The 17109-nt window shown below is 69.3% G+C and carries 18 protein-coding genes; 10 read left to right on the forward strand and 8 right to left on the reverse strand.

The genetic code is table 11. The annotated features are described in order from the left end of the window. The first annotated feature begins 134 nt into the window (after nucleotides 1–134). Entirely contained in the window at nucleotides 135–497 is a 363-nt protein-coding gene (locus ACT89H_RS18095; protein WP_445109805.1) for a hypothetical protein, read from the forward strand. Between the two features lie 4 nt (nucleotides 498–501). Here the strand turns inward: ACT89H_RS18095 and ACT89H_RS18100 are convergent, their stop codons facing one another. After that, on the reverse strand, nucleotides 502–1320 hold the full coding sequence (locus tag ACT89H_RS18100; RefSeq protein WP_445109806.1) for a sulfurtransferase: 819 nt from the start codon (nucleotides 1318–1320) through the stop codon (nucleotides 502–504). 173 nt (nucleotides 1321–1493) lie between these two features. Here ACT89H_RS18100 and ACT89H_RS18105 point away from each other — a divergent pair, with 173 nt between their 5' ends. After that, entirely contained in the window at nucleotides 1494–2708 is a 1215-nt protein-coding gene (locus ACT89H_RS18105) for a benzoate/H(+) symporter BenE family transporter (protein ID WP_445109807.1), read from the forward strand. A 158-nt stretch (nucleotides 2709–2866) separates the two neighbouring features. On the opposite strand, the gene ACT89H_RS18110 is transcribed toward ACT89H_RS18105, so the two are convergent. After that, nucleotides 2867–3358, reverse strand: a complete 492-nt coding sequence (locus ACT89H_RS18110) for an Lrp/AsnC family transcriptional regulator (RefSeq protein ID WP_445109808.1) — start codon at nucleotides 3356–3358, stop codon at nucleotides 2867–2869. Between the two features lie 148 nt (nucleotides 3359–3506). Here ACT89H_RS18110 and pdhA point away from each other — a divergent pair, with 148 nt between their 5' ends. From pdhA to ACT89H_RS18125, 3 genes are read left to right on the forward strand one after another with little or no spacing between them, the layout of a single operon-like run. Further along, nucleotides 3507–4598, forward strand: a complete 1092-nt coding sequence (gene pdhA / locus ACT89H_RS18115) for a pyruvate dehydrogenase (acetyl-transferring) E1 component subunit alpha (protein ID WP_445109809.1) — start codon at nucleotides 3507–3509, stop codon at nucleotides 4596–4598. A 16-nt stretch (nucleotides 4599–4614) separates the two neighbouring features. Beyond that, nucleotides 4615–5598 carry an alpha-ketoacid dehydrogenase subunit beta gene (locus ACT89H_RS18120; protein ID WP_445109810.1) on the forward strand — a complete coding sequence of 328 codons (984 nt, stop codon included), beginning with the start codon at nucleotides 4615–4617 and terminating at the stop codon, nucleotides 5596–5598. A 28-nt stretch (nucleotides 5599–5626) separates the two neighbouring features. Beyond that, the gene (locus ACT89H_RS18125) at nucleotides 5627–7102 is read left to right on the forward strand and encodes a dihydrolipoamide acetyltransferase family protein (RefSeq protein ID WP_445109811.1); all 1476 of its coding nucleotides are present in this window, start codon (nucleotides 5627–5629) and stop codon (nucleotides 7100–7102) included. Nucleotides 7103–7114: 12 nt separating this feature from the next. Here ACT89H_RS18125 and ACT89H_RS18130 read toward each other — a convergent pair whose 3' ends face one another. After that, nucleotides 7115–7507: an acyl-CoA thioesterase gene (locus ACT89H_RS18130; protein ID WP_445110052.1), complete on the reverse strand. Its 393-nt coding sequence runs from the start codon at nucleotides 7505–7507 to the stop codon at nucleotides 7115–7117. Nucleotides 7508–7771: 264 nt separating this feature from the next. Here ACT89H_RS18130 and ACT89H_RS18135 point away from each other — a divergent pair, with 264 nt between their 5' ends. Further along, nucleotides 7772–9130 (forward strand): MFS transporter, encoded by a 1359-nt coding sequence (locus tag ACT89H_RS18135; protein ID WP_445109812.1) that lies wholly within the window; start codon nucleotides 7772–7774, stop codon nucleotides 9128–9130. Between the two features lie 80 nt (nucleotides 9131–9210). On the opposite strand, the gene ACT89H_RS18140 is transcribed toward ACT89H_RS18135, so the two are convergent. The 4 genes from ACT89H_RS18140 to ACT89H_RS18155 all read right to left on the reverse strand — a co-directional run bounded on the left by ACT89H_RS18140 (nucleotide 9211) and on the right by ACT89H_RS18155 (nucleotide 12723). Continuing rightward, complete coding sequence (locus ACT89H_RS18140) at nucleotides 9211–9636, reverse strand: LppU/SCO3897 family protein (RefSeq protein ID WP_445109813.1); 426 nt, start codon at nucleotides 9634–9636, stop codon at nucleotides 9211–9213. A 65-nt stretch (nucleotides 9637–9701) separates the two neighbouring features. Further along, nucleotides 9702–11132, reverse strand: a complete 1431-nt coding sequence (locus ACT89H_RS18145) for an NAD(P)(+) transhydrogenase (Re/Si-specific) subunit beta (protein ID WP_498049537.1) — start codon at nucleotides 11130–11132, stop codon at nucleotides 9702–9704. Beyond that, a complete protein-coding gene (locus ACT89H_RS18150; protein ID WP_445109814.1) occupies nucleotides 11132–11461 on the reverse strand; it encodes an NAD(P) transhydrogenase subunit alpha part 2 in 330 nt (109 codons plus the stop codon). The genes ACT89H_RS18145 and ACT89H_RS18150 overlap by 1 nt, the downstream gene beginning before the upstream one ends. Next, nucleotides 11461–12723 (reverse strand): Re/Si-specific NAD(P)(+) transhydrogenase subunit alpha, encoded by a 1263-nt coding sequence (locus tag ACT89H_RS18155; protein ID WP_445109815.1) that lies wholly within the window; start codon nucleotides 12721–12723, stop codon nucleotides 11461–11463. Before ACT89H_RS18155 ends, ACT89H_RS18150 begins: the two co-directional genes overlap by 1 nt. Before the next feature lie 400 nt (nucleotides 12724–13123). On the opposite strand from ACT89H_RS18155, the gene ACT89H_RS18160 reads away from it, so the two are divergent. From ACT89H_RS18160 to ACT89H_RS18170, 3 genes are read left to right on the forward strand one after another with little or no spacing between them, the layout of a single operon-like run. Continuing rightward, a complete protein-coding gene (locus ACT89H_RS18160; RefSeq protein WP_445109816.1) occupies nucleotides 13124–13585 on the forward strand; it encodes an HIT family protein in 462 nt (153 codons plus the stop codon). Then, nucleotides 13582–14418 carry a maleylpyruvate isomerase family mycothiol-dependent enzyme gene (locus ACT89H_RS18165; RefSeq protein ID WP_445109817.1) on the forward strand — a complete coding sequence of 279 codons (837 nt, stop codon included), beginning with the start codon at nucleotides 13582–13584 and terminating at the stop codon, nucleotides 14416–14418. Before ACT89H_RS18160 ends, ACT89H_RS18165 begins: the two co-directional genes overlap by 4 nt. A 1-nt stretch (nucleotide 14419) precedes the next feature. Further along, complete coding sequence (locus ACT89H_RS18170) at nucleotides 14420–15073, forward strand: Type 1 glutamine amidotransferase-like domain-containing protein (RefSeq protein ID WP_445109818.1); 654 nt, start codon at nucleotides 14420–14422, stop codon at nucleotides 15071–15073. Nucleotides 15074–15106: 33 nt separating this feature from the next. Here the strand turns inward: ACT89H_RS18170 and ACT89H_RS18175 are convergent, their stop codons facing one another. Continuing rightward, the gene (locus ACT89H_RS18175) at nucleotides 15107–15616 is read right to left on the reverse strand and encodes a GtrA family protein (protein WP_445109819.1); all 510 of its coding nucleotides are present in this window, start codon (nucleotides 15614–15616) and stop codon (nucleotides 15107–15109) included. Between the two features lie 122 nt (nucleotides 15617–15738). Here ACT89H_RS18175 and ACT89H_RS18180 point away from each other — a divergent pair, with 122 nt between their 5' ends. Continuing rightward, nucleotides 15739–17100, forward strand: coding sequence for an FAD-binding oxidoreductase (locus ACT89H_RS18180; RefSeq protein WP_445109820.1), 1362 nt, complete (start codon nucleotides 15739–15741; stop codon nucleotides 17098–17100). Nucleotides 17101–17109 lie beyond the last annotated feature (9 nt).

A 17109-nucleotide genomic window follows, 5' to 3' on the forward strand; every position in this document is an offset into this window, starting at 1 on the left:
GGCGGGTACGACACGGCCGCGCACACCGTGCCCGGACCGTTGTGGATTTCTGCGCCCAACCGGCACATACTGGAATATCCGCAGGTCATCGCAGAACAACCGCAGCTTGGTGTCAAGGAAGCGGAGGAAGCAGCATGACGATTCTGCTCCAGGTTCTCGAGCAGAGCTTCACCCCGACGACCACGTGGGAACGGCGCAAATTCACCTTCGTGCACGCCGACAAGATCGTCGGCATGCGCCTGGACGGGCAATGCGGCGTGTGGCTGGACCTGTCGCGCCCCGGTGAATCCCAGCGGCTGGCCCGCACCACCGATCCACGCGAGGCGATCACGTTCCTGCTCACCACCTTCGCGAAGATCGCCGAATGCGAGGAGCAGGGCGGTTCATGGGTGATCGGGCACGACGGGACGCATATCGAGTCGATCGCGGCCACCCGGTTCCCACCGCGAGTGAGTGAGGTCGTCGACGACGACCTCCTGGCCCGGGCCTGGCTGTAAGGCGTCAGCTACCGGTCGCGACCGGCCGTTTCGGATCGTTCGACCACTGCGACCACGACCCTGGATACAAGGCCGCCTCCACGCCCGCGACAGCGAGTGCCGCGACCTGGTGCGCCGCCGTGACGCCGGAACCGCAGTACACCGCCACCGGCCCGGATCCGAACCCGGCGAAGCGGTCGCGCAGTTCCGCCACGGCGCGAAAGCGCCCGCCCGCGTCGAGATTGTCGGCGGTCGGAGCGCTCAGCGCGCCGGGGATGTGCCCGGCGCGGGGGTCGATCGGCTCGACGTCGCCGCGATAACGCTCGCTCGCCCGGGCATCCAGCAGCACGCCCTTCCAGCGAGCCGTCGCGTCCGCGTCGATCACGGGCAGGTGGCCGGGATCCAGTTCGACATCGCCCGGCTCCGGGTCGGGCTCGGCGCCGGTCGCGACGGGCCCGCCCGTATCGATCCAGGCGGGCAGCCCACCGTCGAGGATGCGCACGTCCGCGACACCTGCCCAGCGCAGCAGCCACCAGGCGCGGGCAGCGGCCATGCCGCCGGTGGCGTCATAGACGACCACCGGGTCGCCCTCGCACAGGCCCCAGCTGCGCGCGCATTTCTCCAGCTGCGCCGGCTCCGGGAGCGGATGCCTGCCGCGCGCGGGTGAGGGCGGCGCGGCCAGTTCGGTTTCCAGATCGACGAACACCGCGCCGGGGATGTGGCCCGCGAGGTAGTGCTGCGGGCCGTCCGGATCGCCCAGCGCCCAGCGCACATCCAGCAGGCGAAGCCGCTTGTCCGGCAACGCTTCCCGAAGCTCCTCCGGTGAGATCAGTACCGCGCTCAACTCAGCTCCTCGTCCCGAATCGCGTCCTCGCGCACCGACTCCCCACCCTACGCATCCGAATGTGCTGATGCCGCCGAACACTCCCGCGGCGCGGCGCCCGCGGGCTCGAGTCAGGCCAGTTTCGGGGCACTGGCAGGCGACACGCCCTCGTGACCAGCGGCAATATCCGATCGGTGTCGAACTCATCCACCACCACCGAGACCACCGCGACGCAAGAGCCCCAACGATCGCGGACCGGGCCGGCCACCCCGCTCGGCGCGGGCGCGGTGACGGCGCTGGTCGGATTCACCAGCTCGTTCGCTGTGGTGCTGAGTGGATTGACCGCGGTGGGAGCATCCTCCGCGCAAGCGGCCTCTGGTCTGCTCGCGCTGTGCCTCATACAGGCGATCGGCATGATGGCGCTGAGCTACCGCTACCGGATCCCGATCACACTGGCCTGGTCCACGCCGGGCGCGGCGTTGCTGGCCGGGACGGGCGCGGTGGCGGGCGGCTGGCCCGCGGCGATCGGGGCGTTCGTGGTGACCGGGGTACTGATCGTCGTCACCGGACTATGGCAGCGGCTGGGCGCGCTGGTCGCGGCGATTCCGGTGGATATAGCGCAGGCCATGCTGGCGGGGGTCTTGCTGCCGCTGTGCCTGGCGCCGGTGCGGGCGGTGCAGACCAGTCCGGCGGTGGTGGCGCCGGTGATCCTGGTCTGGCTCGTGCTGCAACGATATGCCCAGCGCTGGGCGGTGATCGCGGCCTTCGCCGCCGCGGCGGTCGCCGCCGCGGTCGGCATCGCGGTCACGCATCGGCACCTGGAGCTCGGCGCGATGATTCCGCGGCTGGAACTCACGCTGCCGCAGTGGAGCTGGCAGGCCGTGATCGGGGTCGCGATCCCGCTCTACATCGTGACCATGGCCTCGCAGAACATCCCGGGCACCACGGTGCTGGCCTCGTTCGGCTACCGGGTGCCCTGGCGCGCGGCGATGACCGTCACCGGTCTGGGCACCGTGATCGGCGCGGCCGCGGGCGGGCACGCGATCAATCTCGCCGCCATCAGCGCCGCGCTCGCGGCGGCTCCCACGGCGCATCCGGACCCGAAGCGGCGGTGGATCGCCGCGTTCACCGTGGGCGTGACGTACCTGCTGCTCGCACTCGGCTCGGCCGCCCTGGTCACGCTGATCGCGGCCGCTCCGGCCGGAACGCTGGAAAGCGTGGCCGGTCTGGCGCTGCTGGCGACCCTGGCCGCGGCTCTCGGGGCGGCGCTGCGCTCCGAACACCGCGAGGCCGCCGTCGTGACCTTTCTGATCGCCGCCTCCGGGGTCGGCTTCGCCGGTATCGGCGCCGCCTTCTGGGCGCTGCTCGCCGGGCTCATGGTGCGCAAAGTCTTGCGTCGGCCGGAATGAACGCAACCGGACGACGTCCGAGCTCAGCCCGCGCCGCACCGAGTGAGGGCAAGCGGCCGCTCGACAGCGCACGCGGACCAAGCCGCGGGTGCGCGTCGGCGAAGGGCGGGACATGCCGAAGACATCGACCGGAGGCGAGGCCGGGGACCCGCGAGTGTTCAGCCCGAATTCGCCAGGCGGTCCAGCAGCGGGGCGGTGCGCGGACCGACCAGCTCGCGCATCACCAGCGCCATGTTCGTCCGCTCGACGCCGGGGATCTTGAGGATCTGGCCGGCGATGCGATACAGGTCGTCGGCGTCCCGCGCGACCACCCGTACGGTGAGATCGGTGAGTCCGGTCATGCCGCACACCTCGGTGACCTCGGGTACCTCGGCGAGTTCGTCCACGACCGAATCCAATTGGTGCTGGTCGACGACGACCGCGACGAACGCGGCGAGCGGATAGCCGAGCGCGCGCGGCTCTACGCGCCGCTCGAAACTGCCCAGCACGCCACCGGCCTCCCAGCGGGACAACCGAGCCTGCACGGTGTTGCGGGACAGGCCGAGCCGCGTGGCCAGCTCGACACCCGTCGCCCGGGGATTGGCGACCAGTTCCAGTAATAGCCTGGCATCGGTGGCGTCCAGGCTCACGCCAGCGGTTTCTCTGGTCATACCACGCAGTATGACACCATCGCGCCGGTCGCAATTGAGCATTCTGCCCATCCGCCGGACAACCACTTGCGCAGTTCGCATTCTGGTGGATCCTGTGAAGTAGGACACAATCCGACCTGCCGAACACCTGGCGAGGAGGCGATCACTCATGCCGGGCACATCCGACTATCCGGTGCAGCTGGTGCAGCCGGACGGCCGCCGCGTCCTCGATCGCGAGCACGCCGCGCTGGTCTGCGACATCGGGCCGGAGCAGCTGCGGGCGCTCTACGAGGACATGGTGGTCGCCCGCCGGATCGATCTCGAAGCCACCGCCCTGCAACGGCAAGGCCAGCTCGGCCTCTGGGCGCCCATGCTCGGGCAGGAGGCCGCCCAGGTGGGCTCCGCGCACGCGCTGCATCCCGACGACTACGTGTTCTGCAGCTATCGCGAGACGGCGGTCGCCTATTGCCGCGGCGTGCCGCCCACCGATCTCACCCGGCTGTGGCGCGGCGCCGCCCACCATTGCTGGGATCCCCACGCGGTGAACATGACCAACCCGAACATCGTCGTCGGCTCCCAGGGCCTGCACGCCACCGGCTACGCGTTCGCGGCGCACCTGGACGGCGCGGAGATAGCCACTATCGCGTACTTCGGCGACGGCGCCAGCAGCCAGGGTGATCTGGCCGAAGCGCTCGGGTTCGCCGCGACCTGGAGCGCGCCCGTGGTGTTCTTCTGCCAGAACAACCAGTGGGCGATCAGCGCACCGGTGCGGGTGCAGAGTGCGACGCCGATCGCCCGCCGCGCGCACGGCTACGGCATGCCGGGCAGGCAGGTCGACGGCAACGACGTGCTCGCCGTCCTCGCCGTGACCAGGCAGGCGATCGCCAGGGCACGCACCGGCGGCGGCCCGTCGTTCATCGAGGCGCTCACCTACCGGATGGGTCCGCACACCACGGCGGACGATCCCACCCGCTACCGTTCGGCCGCCGAGACCGAGCAGTGGGCGCGGCGCGATCCGATCGACCGGATCCGCAGGCTGCTCGAGCGCGAGGGCCACTGGGACGACGCCTTCGATCGGCAGGTGGCCGAGCGGTCGGACGCGGTGGCCGCGGCAGTGCGCCGGGCGACCATCGACATGCCCGATCCCGCGCCGAGCGAGCTGTTCGACCACGTCTACACCACCCCCCACCCGCTGATCACCGAACAGCGGAGGGCGTACGCGGAGTACCTGGCCGGTGATCCCGGCGGGTCCTCCGCATGAGGAGAAGGAGTCCGCGATGATCACCACCTTCGCCGCCGCGCTCAACACCGGACTGCGCCGTGCGCTGGAGGACGATCCGAAGGTCCTGCTGATGGGCGAGGACATCGGCCGCCTCGGCGGCGTGTTCCGGGTGACCGACACGTTGCAGAAGGACTTCGGCGACAACCGCGTCATCGATACGCCGCTGGCCGAATCCGGCATCATCGGAACGGCTTTCGGCATGGCGCTGCGCGGTTACCGGCCGGTGTGCGAAATCCAGTTCGACGGATTCGTCTATCCCGCGTTCGATCAGATCGTCTCGCATGTGGCCAAGATCAACTATCGCACTCAGGGAAAGGTGAATGCGCCGCTGACGATTCGTATCCCGTTCGGCGGTGGCATCGGTTCGGTCGAGCATCACTCCGAATCACCCGAGGCCTATTTCGCGCACACCGCCGGGCTGCGCGTCGTGACACCGAGCAACCCGGCGGACGCGTACTCGATGATCCGCGCGGCGATCGCGCTGAACGACCCGGTGATCTTCTTCGAACCCAAACGCCGGTACTGGGACAAGGCCGACGTCGACTTCGCCGTGCTCGACCGCGACGGCGGCCTGCCGCTGGATCGCGCGCGGGTGTGCACGACAGGTGCGGACGCGACCGTCGTCGCCTACGGCGGGACCGTGGCGACCGCGCTGACCGCCGCGAAGATCGCCGCGGGGGAAGGGCACACGCTCGAGGTGATCGACCTGCGCAGCCTCTCGCCCATCGACTTCGACACTGTCGAGGAGTCGGTCGCGAAGACCGGACGGCTGATCGTCACGCACGAGGCACCGGTGTTCGCCGGGCTCGGCGCGGAGATCGCCGCCCGGATCACCGAGCGCTGCTTCTATCACTTGGAGGCGCCCGTGCTGCGCGTCGGCGGATTCGACATCCCCTACCCCCCGGCTAAGCTCGAGAAGCACCACCTGCCCGACCCCGACCGTATTCTCGACGCGGTCGACCGTTGCCTCGCCGCATGAGGCGGGCTGCCGTAGTGAGAGGTGCCGCGTGGAAAACTCTGTGGGCCAGGATCTTCCGGCGTCCGTGCTGGAATTCCGGCTGCCGGACCTCGGCGAAGGGCTGACCGACGCCGAACTGGTGTCGTGGGCGGTGGCCGTGGGCGACACGGTCGAGCTGAACCAGGCCATCGCCGATGTGGAGACGGCCAAGGCGGTCGTCTCGTTGCCGTCGCCGTTCGCGGGCCGGGTGGTCGAATTGCTGGCGCAGCCGGGCGATACCGTCGCGGTCGGGTCCCCGCTCATTCGCATCCGAGCGGGCGGCGCGGAAGAGACGGCGAACGAAACGGGCCGCACTTCGGTCCTGGTCGGCTACGGCCCCGACGCGGAGGCGACCTCCCGGCGGCGTCCTCCCACAGAGTCCGGCGTCTCGCGGCCTCTCGACGCGGGCAGCCGAGCGGCGGGGCCCGGCGTTCCCCGGCCTCCCCAAGCGGACGATCGAGCAGCGGAGTCCGGCGTTTCGCGGACCCACGACGCGAACAGCGCAGCGGCGGAGCCCGGCGCTGTCCGATCCGACGGCGTGGACAGCGTGACAGAGGAGCCGCACGAGCCGCGACCGGAGCCAGCGCTCGGTGCGACACGCGCCGCGGCGACACCGGCCGCGCGGAAACTGGCCCGCGAACTCGGCCTCGACCTGTGGTTCATCGCGGGTTCCGGGCCCGGCGGCGCGGTCACCGTCGACGATGTGCGCGGCGCGGTGCCCGTCTCGCGGCCACGTCCGGCCACCACGCCCGCCGCCGCGGACGCCGGACCGGGCCGCCCGTCCGCCCGGGAGGAGCGCACCCCGGTCAGCGGCATCCGCAAACGCACCGCGGCGGCGATGCTGACCAGCGCCCGCACCATCCCGCAGGCCAGCACATTCGTCACCGCGGACTGCACCGCCTCGATGGAGCTACTCGATCATCTGCGCAGCACGAAATCCTTCGCCGGCCTGGTCCTCACGCCGCTGGCGCTGGTCGCCGAGGCGGCGCTGGCCGCGCTCGCCGACTTCCCCGGCATGAACGCGTGCTGGGACGAAGCCGCTCAGGAGATCGTCACCAAGCACTACGTCAACCTGGGCATCGCGGTGGCCACCGAACGCGGACTGCTGGTACCGAACATCAAAGAGGCGCAGACTCTGAGCCTGCGCGACCTGACCCGCGAGATCGGCTGGCTGGCCGATACCGCGCGCGCGGGCAGCGCGACGCCCGCCGAGTTGCGTGGCGGCACGTTCACCATCAGCAACGTCGGGGTCTTCGGCGTGGACGCCGGAGTTCCGCTGGTCAATCCGGGCGAGGCCGCGATCCTGTGTCTCGGCTCGATTCGCAAGCGGCCGTGGGTGGTGCGCGACGAGATCGCGGTCCGGTGGGTGACCACCCTGGGCATCAGCTTCGACCACCGCATGGTCGACGGCGAGCTCGCCGCCCGCTTCCTGGCCACCGTCGCGGGATTCCTGGAGGACCCGCTCACCCTGCTCAGCCGCGTGTGACGCGCCCGGCGGTCAGTCCGTGACCAGCGCCGCCGCGGCGGAGCGGATGACCGCCGGGATCTCGACCGGCTTGCGGGTCTCGGCGTCCACGTAGACGTGCACGAACACACCGGTGGCGGCCAGTTCCAGCGCGCCGTCGGCCTCGCGGAAGATGGCCAGATCGTAGGTGATGCTGGAGCGGCCGAGCCGGGAGACGCGCAGACCGACCTGCAACTGGTCCGGGAAGCTGATCGAGCCCAGGTACTGGCAGGAGGTCTGCGCCACCACGCCGAGTGCGGGCAGGTCGCGGATGTCGGTTCCGGTGGCGTGCATCAACCACGCGTTGACCGCGGTGTCGAAATACGCGTAGTAGGTCACGTTGTTCACATGCCCGTAGTGGTCGTTGTCGGCCCACCGGGTCGGCATCGGCCAGAGCACCGGATACTGCTGCCTCACCCGGCCGACGATAGCTCAGTGGGCGCCCGGGCATCGCCGACTGCCCCATGGCGACGGCGATCACGGAATGCCCCAGCCGCGTGATACGTTTCACATTGTGAAAAGGACTCGCTCGCGGACGTGACGCGCAACGTCGCGCGTCCCGCTTGGCCGCACGACCAGGTCAACGACGCCCTGGGCCGTTTCCGCGGGCGAGGCCGACCGGGGTGAGGTTTTCTCGGTACCGTCGACCTCGTGTTGAGCCCCACGGTCGATCGCCAGATCCGGGTCGCGCGAGTCGCGGTGTTCACGGTTTTCGCGTTGAGCGGCTTCCTGCTCGCCATGTGGGTGGTGCACATTCCGGTCGTCACCGACCGCACGGGGGTCTCCACATCGACACTGGGCACGTTCATCCTGCTGATGTCCGGTGCGGGCGTCGTCGGGATGCGGCTGGCGGGTCCGTTCGCCGATCGGTTCGGCAGCAGGACGCTGGTCGCGGCCGCGGCGTGCTTCGGGTCGGTCGCGGTGATCGGCCCCGGCTTCGCCACCGGACCGTTCACCTTGGCGCTCGCGCTGGCCTGCTTCGGTTTCGGCAACGGGGCGCTGGACGTCTCGATGAACACCCAAGCGGTGCATGTCGAACGGGCCTACGGGCGTCCGATCATGGCCGCGTTCCACGCATTGTTCTCCGGCGGCGGCCTGCTCGGTTCCCTGCTCGGGGCCGCCGCGCTGCGGGCGGGCTGGGATGTGCGGGTGACGCTGGTCTTCGCCGCGGTGGCCGGCATCGCCCTGACCCTCGCGCTGGCGCCGCGGTTGCTGCGGGAGACCACATCCGGGGCGGGACCGGCGGAGTCCGATAGCGTCTCGTCCGTCCACCTGAGCGCCCTGGACACCCCGTTGGACCGCGAGGCGACGTGGCCGCGACGGGATGGCGGTTCCTCCCGGCACGACGTCGCGCCGAGCGGCTCCGCGACCGCGCCCGTCGCACAGCCGCTGGACCGACTCGGCCGCGACCGAATGCGGCGCGGTTCCGCCACGACACTCGATGCCCGCGCTCGCCGCCGAAAGCTGCTCGCGCTGGCCGCGATAGCGTTCGCCCTGCTGCTGGCCGAAGGCGTGGCCGCCGACTGGAGCGCATTGCAGCTGCGCGACCATCTCGGCGCCGACGCGGCTACCGCGGCCCTGGCCTTCGGCGCCTTCTCCACCACGATGACGATCGGGCGGTTCGGCACCGACCGGATGAGCCATGTCTTCGGCGGGGTCGCGGTGGTGCGCTACGGCTCGCTGCTGGCGGCCATCGGCTCGGCGGTGATCGTCGTCTCGCCGTGGATTCCGCTGACGCTGCTCGGCTGGGCCATGACCGGGCTCGGACTCGCCGGGGGTGTTCCGCAGATCTTCAGCGCGGCGGGAAATCTGGGCTCCCGCACGGCCGCGACCGACATGTCGCGGGTGTTCAGCGTCGGCTATCTCGGCTTGCTCGCCGGTCCCACGATCATCGGCTGGCTCACCGCCGTGGTGTCGCTGACCACGGCGATGGTCGTGCCGATGATCGCCGTACTGCTGTGCTGCGCATACGCGGGCGTCGTCGCCACGCCCCGCGACCCGGCACGCTGACCGGATCACGAACTGCTGGCCGGCTCGACCATATCGCCATCGCCACCCGGTCGATCGCCGTGCTTCGTGGCTTCCTCGAGCTACTTGGGCGCCACCAGGCACAGCGTGATCGGCTCGGGCTTGGGGTAAACGATCGTGTCGTTCTCGGTCGCCCTCGCTCCGCACGCGGACTTGTCCGCACTGCCGCGCACGATCCGGCCGATCTTGAAGTCCGCCGTCGAGCCGCACGGCACCTTTGTGCTGGCGCCCAGGAAACCGCCGTCGATGCAGTCGCCCTCCTTGACGTTCAGCCGCAGGCACAGCGTGTACTCGTCACCGCCGGTCTGGTAATAGCTGGCGTAATCCTTGGTGGGGCAGTCCGCGTTCGCACCGTCGAGCCGTTGCGCCACCACGTAATTGACTTCCGGATCGGAGCATTCCTTGGTCGCGAACTCGGCCTTGATCGTGGTGCCCGACAACTTCGCGCACTGACCGATGTCGATCTTCTCGCCGTCCGAGCGGAACACGATGCGGGCACGACAGTGCCCCCTCCACAGCTCGGCGGAGGGGGCGACTCGCGGGAACGCTCGGCCTACAGCGCCTTGAGTTCTTCGGTGACTGCTCCGACGGATTTCTTGGCGTCGCCGAAGAGCATGGAGGTGTGGTCGGCGTAGAACAGGGGGTTGTCGATGCCGGCGAAGCCGGAGTTCATGGAGCGTTTGAGTACGATGACCGATTTGGCGTGGTCGACGTTGAGCACGGGCATGCCGTAGATCGGGCTGGTGGTGTCTTCGCGGGCGGCGGGGTTGGTGACGTCGTTGGCGCCGATGACGAGGGCGACGTCGGTGCGGCCGAATTCGCCGTTGATGTCGTCCATTTCCTTGAGCGCGTCGTAGGAGACCTCGGCCTCGGCCAGGAGCACGTTCATGTGGCCGGGCATGCGGCCGGCGACCGGGTGGATGGCGTATTTGACCTCCACACCCTTGGCCTCGAGCAGTGCGGCCATCTCCTTGACCGCGTGCTGCGCCTGGGCGACCGCCATGCCGTAGCCGGGCACGACGATCACCTGGTTGGCGTAGGCCATCTGGATCGCGGCGTCCGCGGCCGAGGTCGCCTTGGCCTGTTTCTGCTCACCATCCCCGGCGCCCGGCGCGGTCCCGCCGCCGCCGAAGCCGCCGGCGACGATCGCCGGGATGGACCGGTTCATCGCCTTGGCCATCAGGTTGGTCAGGATGGTGCCGGACGCGCCGACGATCATGCCTGCCACGATCATCGCGGTGTTGTTCAACGCCAGACCCGCGGCCGCGGCCGACAACCCGGTGAGCGCGTTGAGCAGCGAGATCACCACGGGCATGTCCGCACCGCCGATCGGCAGTACCACCATCAACCCGAGCGCACCCGCGAGTACCAGCACCGCGATCATCCACAGTTGTGACACCCCGGTGCCCGTGGCGCCGACGCCGATCACCACGGCCGCGGCGATGGCGCCGAGCAGCAGCAGCAGGTTCACCGGTTGTTGCAGTGCGCCGATCCCGATTGGGCGGCCGGGCAGGATCTCCTGCAACTTGCCGAACGCGATCAACGATCCCCAGAACGACACCGAACCGATGATCGCCGCGAACAGCGACCCGATCACGATGTGCACCGTCGGCTCCTCGTCGAAATGCGAGAACCCCTGGGAATTGAGGAATTCCGACCACGCGATCAGCGCGACCGTGCCACCGCCGACGCCGTTGAACGCGGCCACCAGCTGCGGCATCGCGGTCATCTTGGTGTACTTCGCCGGCGGCACGCCCAGCACGACGCCGACCACCAGACCGGCGACGATGAGTATCCAGTTGCCGGTGTGGCGGATCGAGATCAGCGTCGCGATCACCGCGATCACCATGCCCACCGCCGCGATCATGTTGCCGCGCACCGCGGTCTTCGGGCCGGTCAAGCCCATCAGACCGTAGATGAACAGCGAGAACGCCACGATGTAGAGACCGTTGACCAGATAGGTCACGTTGTCGAAGGTGTGCATCATTCACTCGCCTTCGCCGAGCTCCCGACCGCGGCCGGTGCCTTTTTGCTCTTGAACATGCCCAGCATGCGGTCGGTGACCACGAAACCACCGATCACGTTCAGGGTTCCGAACACCACCGCGACGAACAGGATGATCTGGGTCAGGATCGACGGATCCGACACGTTGCCCAACGTGACCAGCGCGCCCAGCACCACGATGCCGTGAATGGCGTTGGTGCCCGACATCAGCGGCGTATGCAGCGTATTCGGGACCTTGGAGATCACGGCGAAACCGACGAACCCGGACAACACCAGGATCGCGATATTCGCCAACAGTTCGGTATACATCAGTTCTCCACCTTCGCCTCGGTCGTCTCGGCGGACTCCGCTACCTCAGTCGTCTCCGCCACGGCGGCTGCCTCAGTCGTCTCCGCCGCGGCGGTTGCCTCAGTCGTCTCCGCCGCGGTCGCCTCGGCGGGCTCCGCTGCCGCGGGCGCATCGGGCTCACGGGTGACGCAGGAATCCGCGAGCACCTGGTCGCTGAAATCGGGCGCGAGCTTGCCGTCCACCAGCATCAACTCCAGCAACGCCGCGATGTTCTTCGAATACAACTCACTCGCGTGCTCGGGCATGGTCGCGGGCAGATTCAACGGCGAGGCGATGGTCACCTCGTGCGCGACCACCGTCTGTCCCGGCGAGGTCAGCTCGCAGTTACCACCGGTCTCCCCGGCCAGATCCACGATCACGCTGCCGGGCTTCATCCCCTGCACGGCCGCGGCGGTCACCAGTCGCGGCGCCGGGCGACCCGGCACCAACGCGGTCGTGATCACCACGTCGAAACCCTTGATCGCGTCCTCCAACGCCTGCTGCTGGCGGGCCTTCTCCTCTTCGGTCAGCTCGCGCGCGTACCCGCCCGCACCCGCGGCATCGATGCCCAGATCCAGCCACTGCGCACCCACCGACCGCACCTGATCGGCCACCTCCGGGCGCACGTCATAACCGGTGGTCCGCCCACCCAGACGCTTGGCCGTGGCCAACGCCTGCAAACCCGCCACACCCACCCCCAGCACCAGCACCGTCGCCGGCTTCACGGTGCCCGCCGCCGTGGTCAACATCGGGAAGAACCGCGTCGACTCCGACGCCGCCACCAGCACCGCCTTATAGCCGGCCACGTTCGCCTGCGAGGACAATGCGTCCATCACCTGCGCCCGCGAAATCCGCGGAATCGCCTCCATCGCGAAGGCCCGCACCCCCGCCGCCTGCAGCGCACCGATCCGATTATCGGCGTTACGCGGCGCGAGGAAACCGATCAGCGTCTGCCCCGCCGACAACCTGCCCACCTCCGCGTCACTGGGCGGGGCCACCTTCACCACCACATCCGCCGACCACGCATCACCGATCGACGCCCCCACCTCCACATAGGCCTCGTCGGGAATCAACGCACCCTGCCCGGCCCCGGACTCGACGACGACCTCTATACCCTGCTTCAGCAGGCTCGGGATGATCTTCGGTACCAATGCGACACGTCGTTCGCCCGCGTTCGATTCGCGAACGACACCGACACGCGCGCCACGCGGCGATGGATCGCCTACGCTCTGCGTTGTCTCCACTTGTCAGACTTCCTTCTCTTACTGAGCTTCAGGCAACGGGTAGACGACCGGACGATGTTACTGATAAGTAAGTTCGCCCAAATCCTCGCAACTGTACCTGGCCCGCTGTGAGCCTAGCTGAGATGCCCGTCACACACGCCGGACGAATCGCACCGGCGCACCGGATGCTCCCCGATCGCCATCGAGCGAGCCTCCGGCCGCCGAGCGGCGGTCCATCTTTCCTTCTCGTTGTGTGATCGTGGTCTCCCCAGATGAACACGGCAAGACCGTACGAAGAAGTTCGTTACCGACCTCGGGTTGGACACCCGGATCATCCGGTCCGCAGCAGCAGAGTGACGTGCGTCATACCGATCGCGACTCCGGACGGTCCGCTCGGCTCGTACGCCGTAGGGTCCAGCGTGTGAACGACTGCGTCTTCTGCCGCATCGTGGCAGGCGAGGCCCCCGCGGCAAAGGTGTACGAGGATGACGCGCTCTGCGCCTTCCTCGACGTCCGCCCGATCGCCCGCGGGCACACACTGGTCATACCGAAACGGCACGCCGCCGAGTTGGAAGAGCTCGATGCCGAACTCGGCGCGCAGCTCTTCCGGACCGGCCATCGGCTCGCACTGGCCGTCCGGCGCAGCAGTCTCGCCGCCGACGGCGCCAACTTGGTACTCAACGACGGAACCGCCGCGTTCCAGACCGTCCCGCACGTCCACCTGCACGTGATCCCGCGCAGACACGGCGACAAGCTACGGTTCGCCAAGGGATTCCTGCTGCGGCGCCCTCACGACCCGGTGGCGACCGCGGCGGCCATCCGGGCCGGCATCGTGGCATTGGACAACGAGGGCGAAGGCCCGGAAAAGGAAAACGACGGATGACCGAGACGTTCGATCGCACCGCGCTGATCGATCTGCTGTCGCGCCAATGGGAAGCGATCGACGCGCTGGTCGCTCCGCTGGACGAGAAGCGGTGGCGCACCCCGTCGTCGCTGCCCGGCTGGACGGTGTTCGACATCGTCGCCCACGTCATCGGCACGGAGTCCTGGCTGCTGGGCGACCGGCCGCCCGCGCACGACCCCACCAGGGCCAAGACCGACGTCCGCGCGCTGCCCTACGTGCGCAACGAGACCGCGGTGCTCAACGAGATCTGGGTCGACCGGCTGCGCCCGCTGTCCGGCGCCCGCCTGCTCGAACTCTATCGCGACGTCGTCGATCGCAGGCGCGCGGCGCTCGCGGCGATGGGCGGCGCGGAGTGGGAGAAGGAGACGGTCTCGCCGATCGGGCAGGTGAGCTACGGCCGGTTCATGCGGGTGCGGTTGTTCGACTGCTGGATGCACGAACTCGACATCGCCGACGCGCTGGGGGTCCGGGTCGAGGAAGGCGGACCCCGCGGCGAGCTGGCGTTCGACGAGTTCGCGGGCAGCATCCCGCGCGTGGTGGCGAAGAAGGGCGAGGCGCCGGACGGTGCGCGGATCGCGTTCGCGCTCACCGGGCCGCTGGCCAGGACCCTGCGCATCCAGGTGGCGGGCCGGGCGAACTACGTGGACGCGTTCGACGAACCCGCTACGGTCGAAATCGGCTTGGACTCCGGACTCTTCGTCCGGCTCGGCGGCGGCAGGACGACGGCCGAGGAGCATTCCGCGGAGATCACCGTAGCCGGAGACGCCGAACTCGGTCGGCGCGTCCTCCGGCGCCTGGCCTTCACCATCTGAGATGCGGCTGTTCCTGTCCAGCTACCGCTTCGGGGCACACTACGACCGGCTGGCCGCGCTGGCGGGCCCGCCCGGCCGGGTCGCGCTGATCCCGAATGCCTGCGACGCCTGGCCGCAGGCGTGGGCCGGCGCGGTGACCAGCGACATGGCGCCGCTGCGCACACTCGGCTACCGGCCCGAGGTGCTCGACCTGCGCGAGTACGTCGGCCGGGAAGCCGAGCTGGAACGGAAGCTGGCGGAGTTCCCGCTGCTGTGGGTACGCGGCGGCAACACCTTCGTGTTGCGCGCCCAGTTCGCCCGCAGCGGCGCGGACCGCGTCCTGCCCCGGCTGCTCGCCGTCGACGCCCTCGTCTACGCCGGTTACAGCGCGGGGGCCTGCGTGCTGACCCCGGACCTGCACGGCCTGGAGTCGGTGGACGATCCGGCCGAAGTCGCACCAGCCTGCGGCGTGGAACCCCGATGGGACGGACTGGGTTTGGTGCACCGCCGGATCGTGCCGCACATCGATTCGGCCACCGACCCCGACGGCGACTGCTCTCGCCTCGCGGCTCGTTACCGCGCCGAGGGCGTCGCGCACTGGGCGCTGACCGATGACGACGTGATCGTCGTCGACGGGGAGCACACGGAAGCGCTGATCACTCCGACGGCGTCATGAACGTCCCACAACCGATTCTCGAAACGCCAGGACCTATGTCGCGTCAGGCGTGAGCTCCGGTTCCGGCTCGACCGAGCGGCGGAAGACCACCCAGCGCATCGCGCTGTACATATAGACGGCCTCGCAGGCGCCCGCCAGCAACCGGGCCACATGATACTGCACGCCGAGCGCGGTGAGCCCGCTGCCGATGCCGAGGATGAACGCGAGGTAGTTGACGACGACCACCACGACGTAGACCGCGGCCTGTCTGCCGACCGGGGCATGGGAGTGGAAGTTGAACGTGCGGTTGAGCACGAAGCTGAGCCCGAACGCGCACACGTAGGCCACCGTCACCGACAACCACACCGGCAGACAAAGCCAACCGTGCAAGACGGTGAGCAGAGCCAAGTCGACGGCAAAGGTGCCGCTGTTGATCAGCGCGAAGCCCAGGAAGGTCGGCGGGACAACACGGTTCAGCCCGAACGGCAGCCGGTGCACGACCGCCTCGCACCAGCGGGTGAACCGGTCGGCGATGGTGTCGGCGGTCTCGGACAGCTCGTGCACGCGACCAGCGTGCCAGCGGCAGATGTCCAGGAGATGAGCGGGTGGCGACCGCCGGGTGGCGCAGAAGCCCCGTCATACCGGTCGGACGAGCAGCAAATCTCGGGCACGGGAGCTAGCGTGAGGTGGTGGACTTGCATGATTTGATCGCCGCGCTCCCCGAGGGCACGGTGCTCACCGACGCCGACCTGCTGGCGAGCTACCGACAGGACTGGGCGCGCGACCCGGGCGCGGGCGCCGCCTCGGCCGTGGTGCGTGCCACCAGCACCGACGACGTGGCCGCGACACTGCGGTGGGCCACCGCGCATCGTGTCCCCGTGATTCCGCGCGGAGCCGGATCCGGCCTGTCCGGGGGCGCGACGGCCGTCGACGGAGCGATCGTGTTGACCACGGAGCGGATGCGGGATATCTCCGTCGACCCGGTGACCCGGACCGCGGTGGTGCAGCCCGGTCTGCTCAACGCCGAAGTCAAGCGCGCGGTCGCGGAACACGGGCTGTGGTATCCGCCGGACCCGTCGTCGTTCGAGATCTGCTCGATCGGCGGCAATGCCGCGACCAACGCGGGCGGACTGTGCTGTGTGAAGTACGGCGTCACCGCCGATTACGTGCTCGGGATGCAGGTCGTGCTCGCCGACGGCACTGTCGTGCGGCTCGGCGGTCCGCGTTTGAAGGACTCGGCCGGGCTGTCGCTGACCAAGCTGTTCGTCGGCAGCGAGGGCACCTTGGGGGTGATCACCGAGCTGACCCTGCGGCTACTGCCCGCACAGACGCCGCAGAGCACGGTCGTCGCCAGTTTCCCCACGCTCACCGCCGCCGTCGAGGCCATCCTGACCATCACCGGCGAACTGCGCCCGTCGATGCTCGAGTTCATGGACTCGGTGTCGATCAACGCCGTGGAGGACGAGTTGCGGATGGGATTGGACCGGAACGCGGCCGCGCTACTGGTCGCACGCTCCGACGCGCCCGGCGAATTCGCCCGGCGCGAAGCCGAGATCATGGCGACGGCCTGCGAGAAGGCGGGCGCGACAGAGGTTTTCCACACCGAGGACCCGACCGAGGGTGAGGCGTTCACGGCTGCCCGGCGTTTGGCGATTTTCGCCGTGGAGAAGCTCGGGCCGCTACTGCTCGAGGACGTCGGCGTGCCGCTGCCCCGGCTCGGCGACTTGGTGAACGGCGTCGCCGAGATCGCCGAGCGCAACGCGGTGACGGTAGCGGTGGTCGCGCACGCGGGCGACGGCAACACCCACCCGCTGATCGTGCAGGACCCCACCGACGCCGAGTACACCGTGCGCGCACACCGCGCCTTCGGCGAGATCATGGACCTCGCCATCGCTCTCGGCGGCACCATCACCGGTGAACACGGCGTCGGACGACTCAAGAAGGCGTGGCTGCCCGACCAACTCGGCCCCGACGTAATGGCTCTGACCCGCCGCATCAAGGACGCACTCGACCCCGACGGCATCCTCAACCCCGGCGCGATCTTCTGACCGCCGCGA

It is taken from the genome of Nocardia aegles (assembly GCF_052545135.1).

Coding starts and splice junctions, on each gene's coding strand:
- ACT89H_RS18095 (WP_445109805.1), top strand. CDS start 135: ATGACGATTCTGCTCCAGGTTCTCGAGCAGAGCTTCACCCCGACGACC.
- ACT89H_RS18165 (WP_445109817.1), top strand. CDS start 13,582: ATGACCGAGACGTTCGATCGCACCGCGCTGATCGATCTGCTGTCGCGC.
- ACT89H_RS18150 (WP_445109814.1), bottom strand. CDS start 11,461: ATGTATACCGAACTGTTGGCGAATATCGCGATCCTGGTGTTGTCCGGG.
- ACT89H_RS18110 (WP_445109808.1), bottom strand. CDS start 3,358: ATGACCAGAGAAACCGCTGGCGTGAGCCTGGACGCCACCGATGCCAGG.
- ACT89H_RS18170 (WP_445109818.1), top strand. CDS start 14,420: ATGCGGCTGTTCCTGTCCAGCTACCGCTTCGGGGCACACTACGACCGG.
- ACT89H_RS18120 (WP_445109810.1), top strand. CDS start 4,615: ATGATCACCACCTTCGCCGCCGCGCTCAACACCGGACTGCGCCGTGCG.
- pdhA (WP_445109809.1), top strand. CDS start 3,507: ATGCCGGGCACATCCGACTATCCGGTGCAGCTGGTGCAGCCGGACGGC.
- ACT89H_RS18145 (WP_498049537.1), bottom strand. CDS start 11,132: ATGCACACCTTCGACAACGTGACCTATCTGGTCAACGGTCTCTACATC.
- ACT89H_RS18130 (WP_445110052.1), bottom strand. CDS start 7,507: ATGCCGACCCGGTGGGCCGACAACGACCACTACGGGCATGTGAACAAC.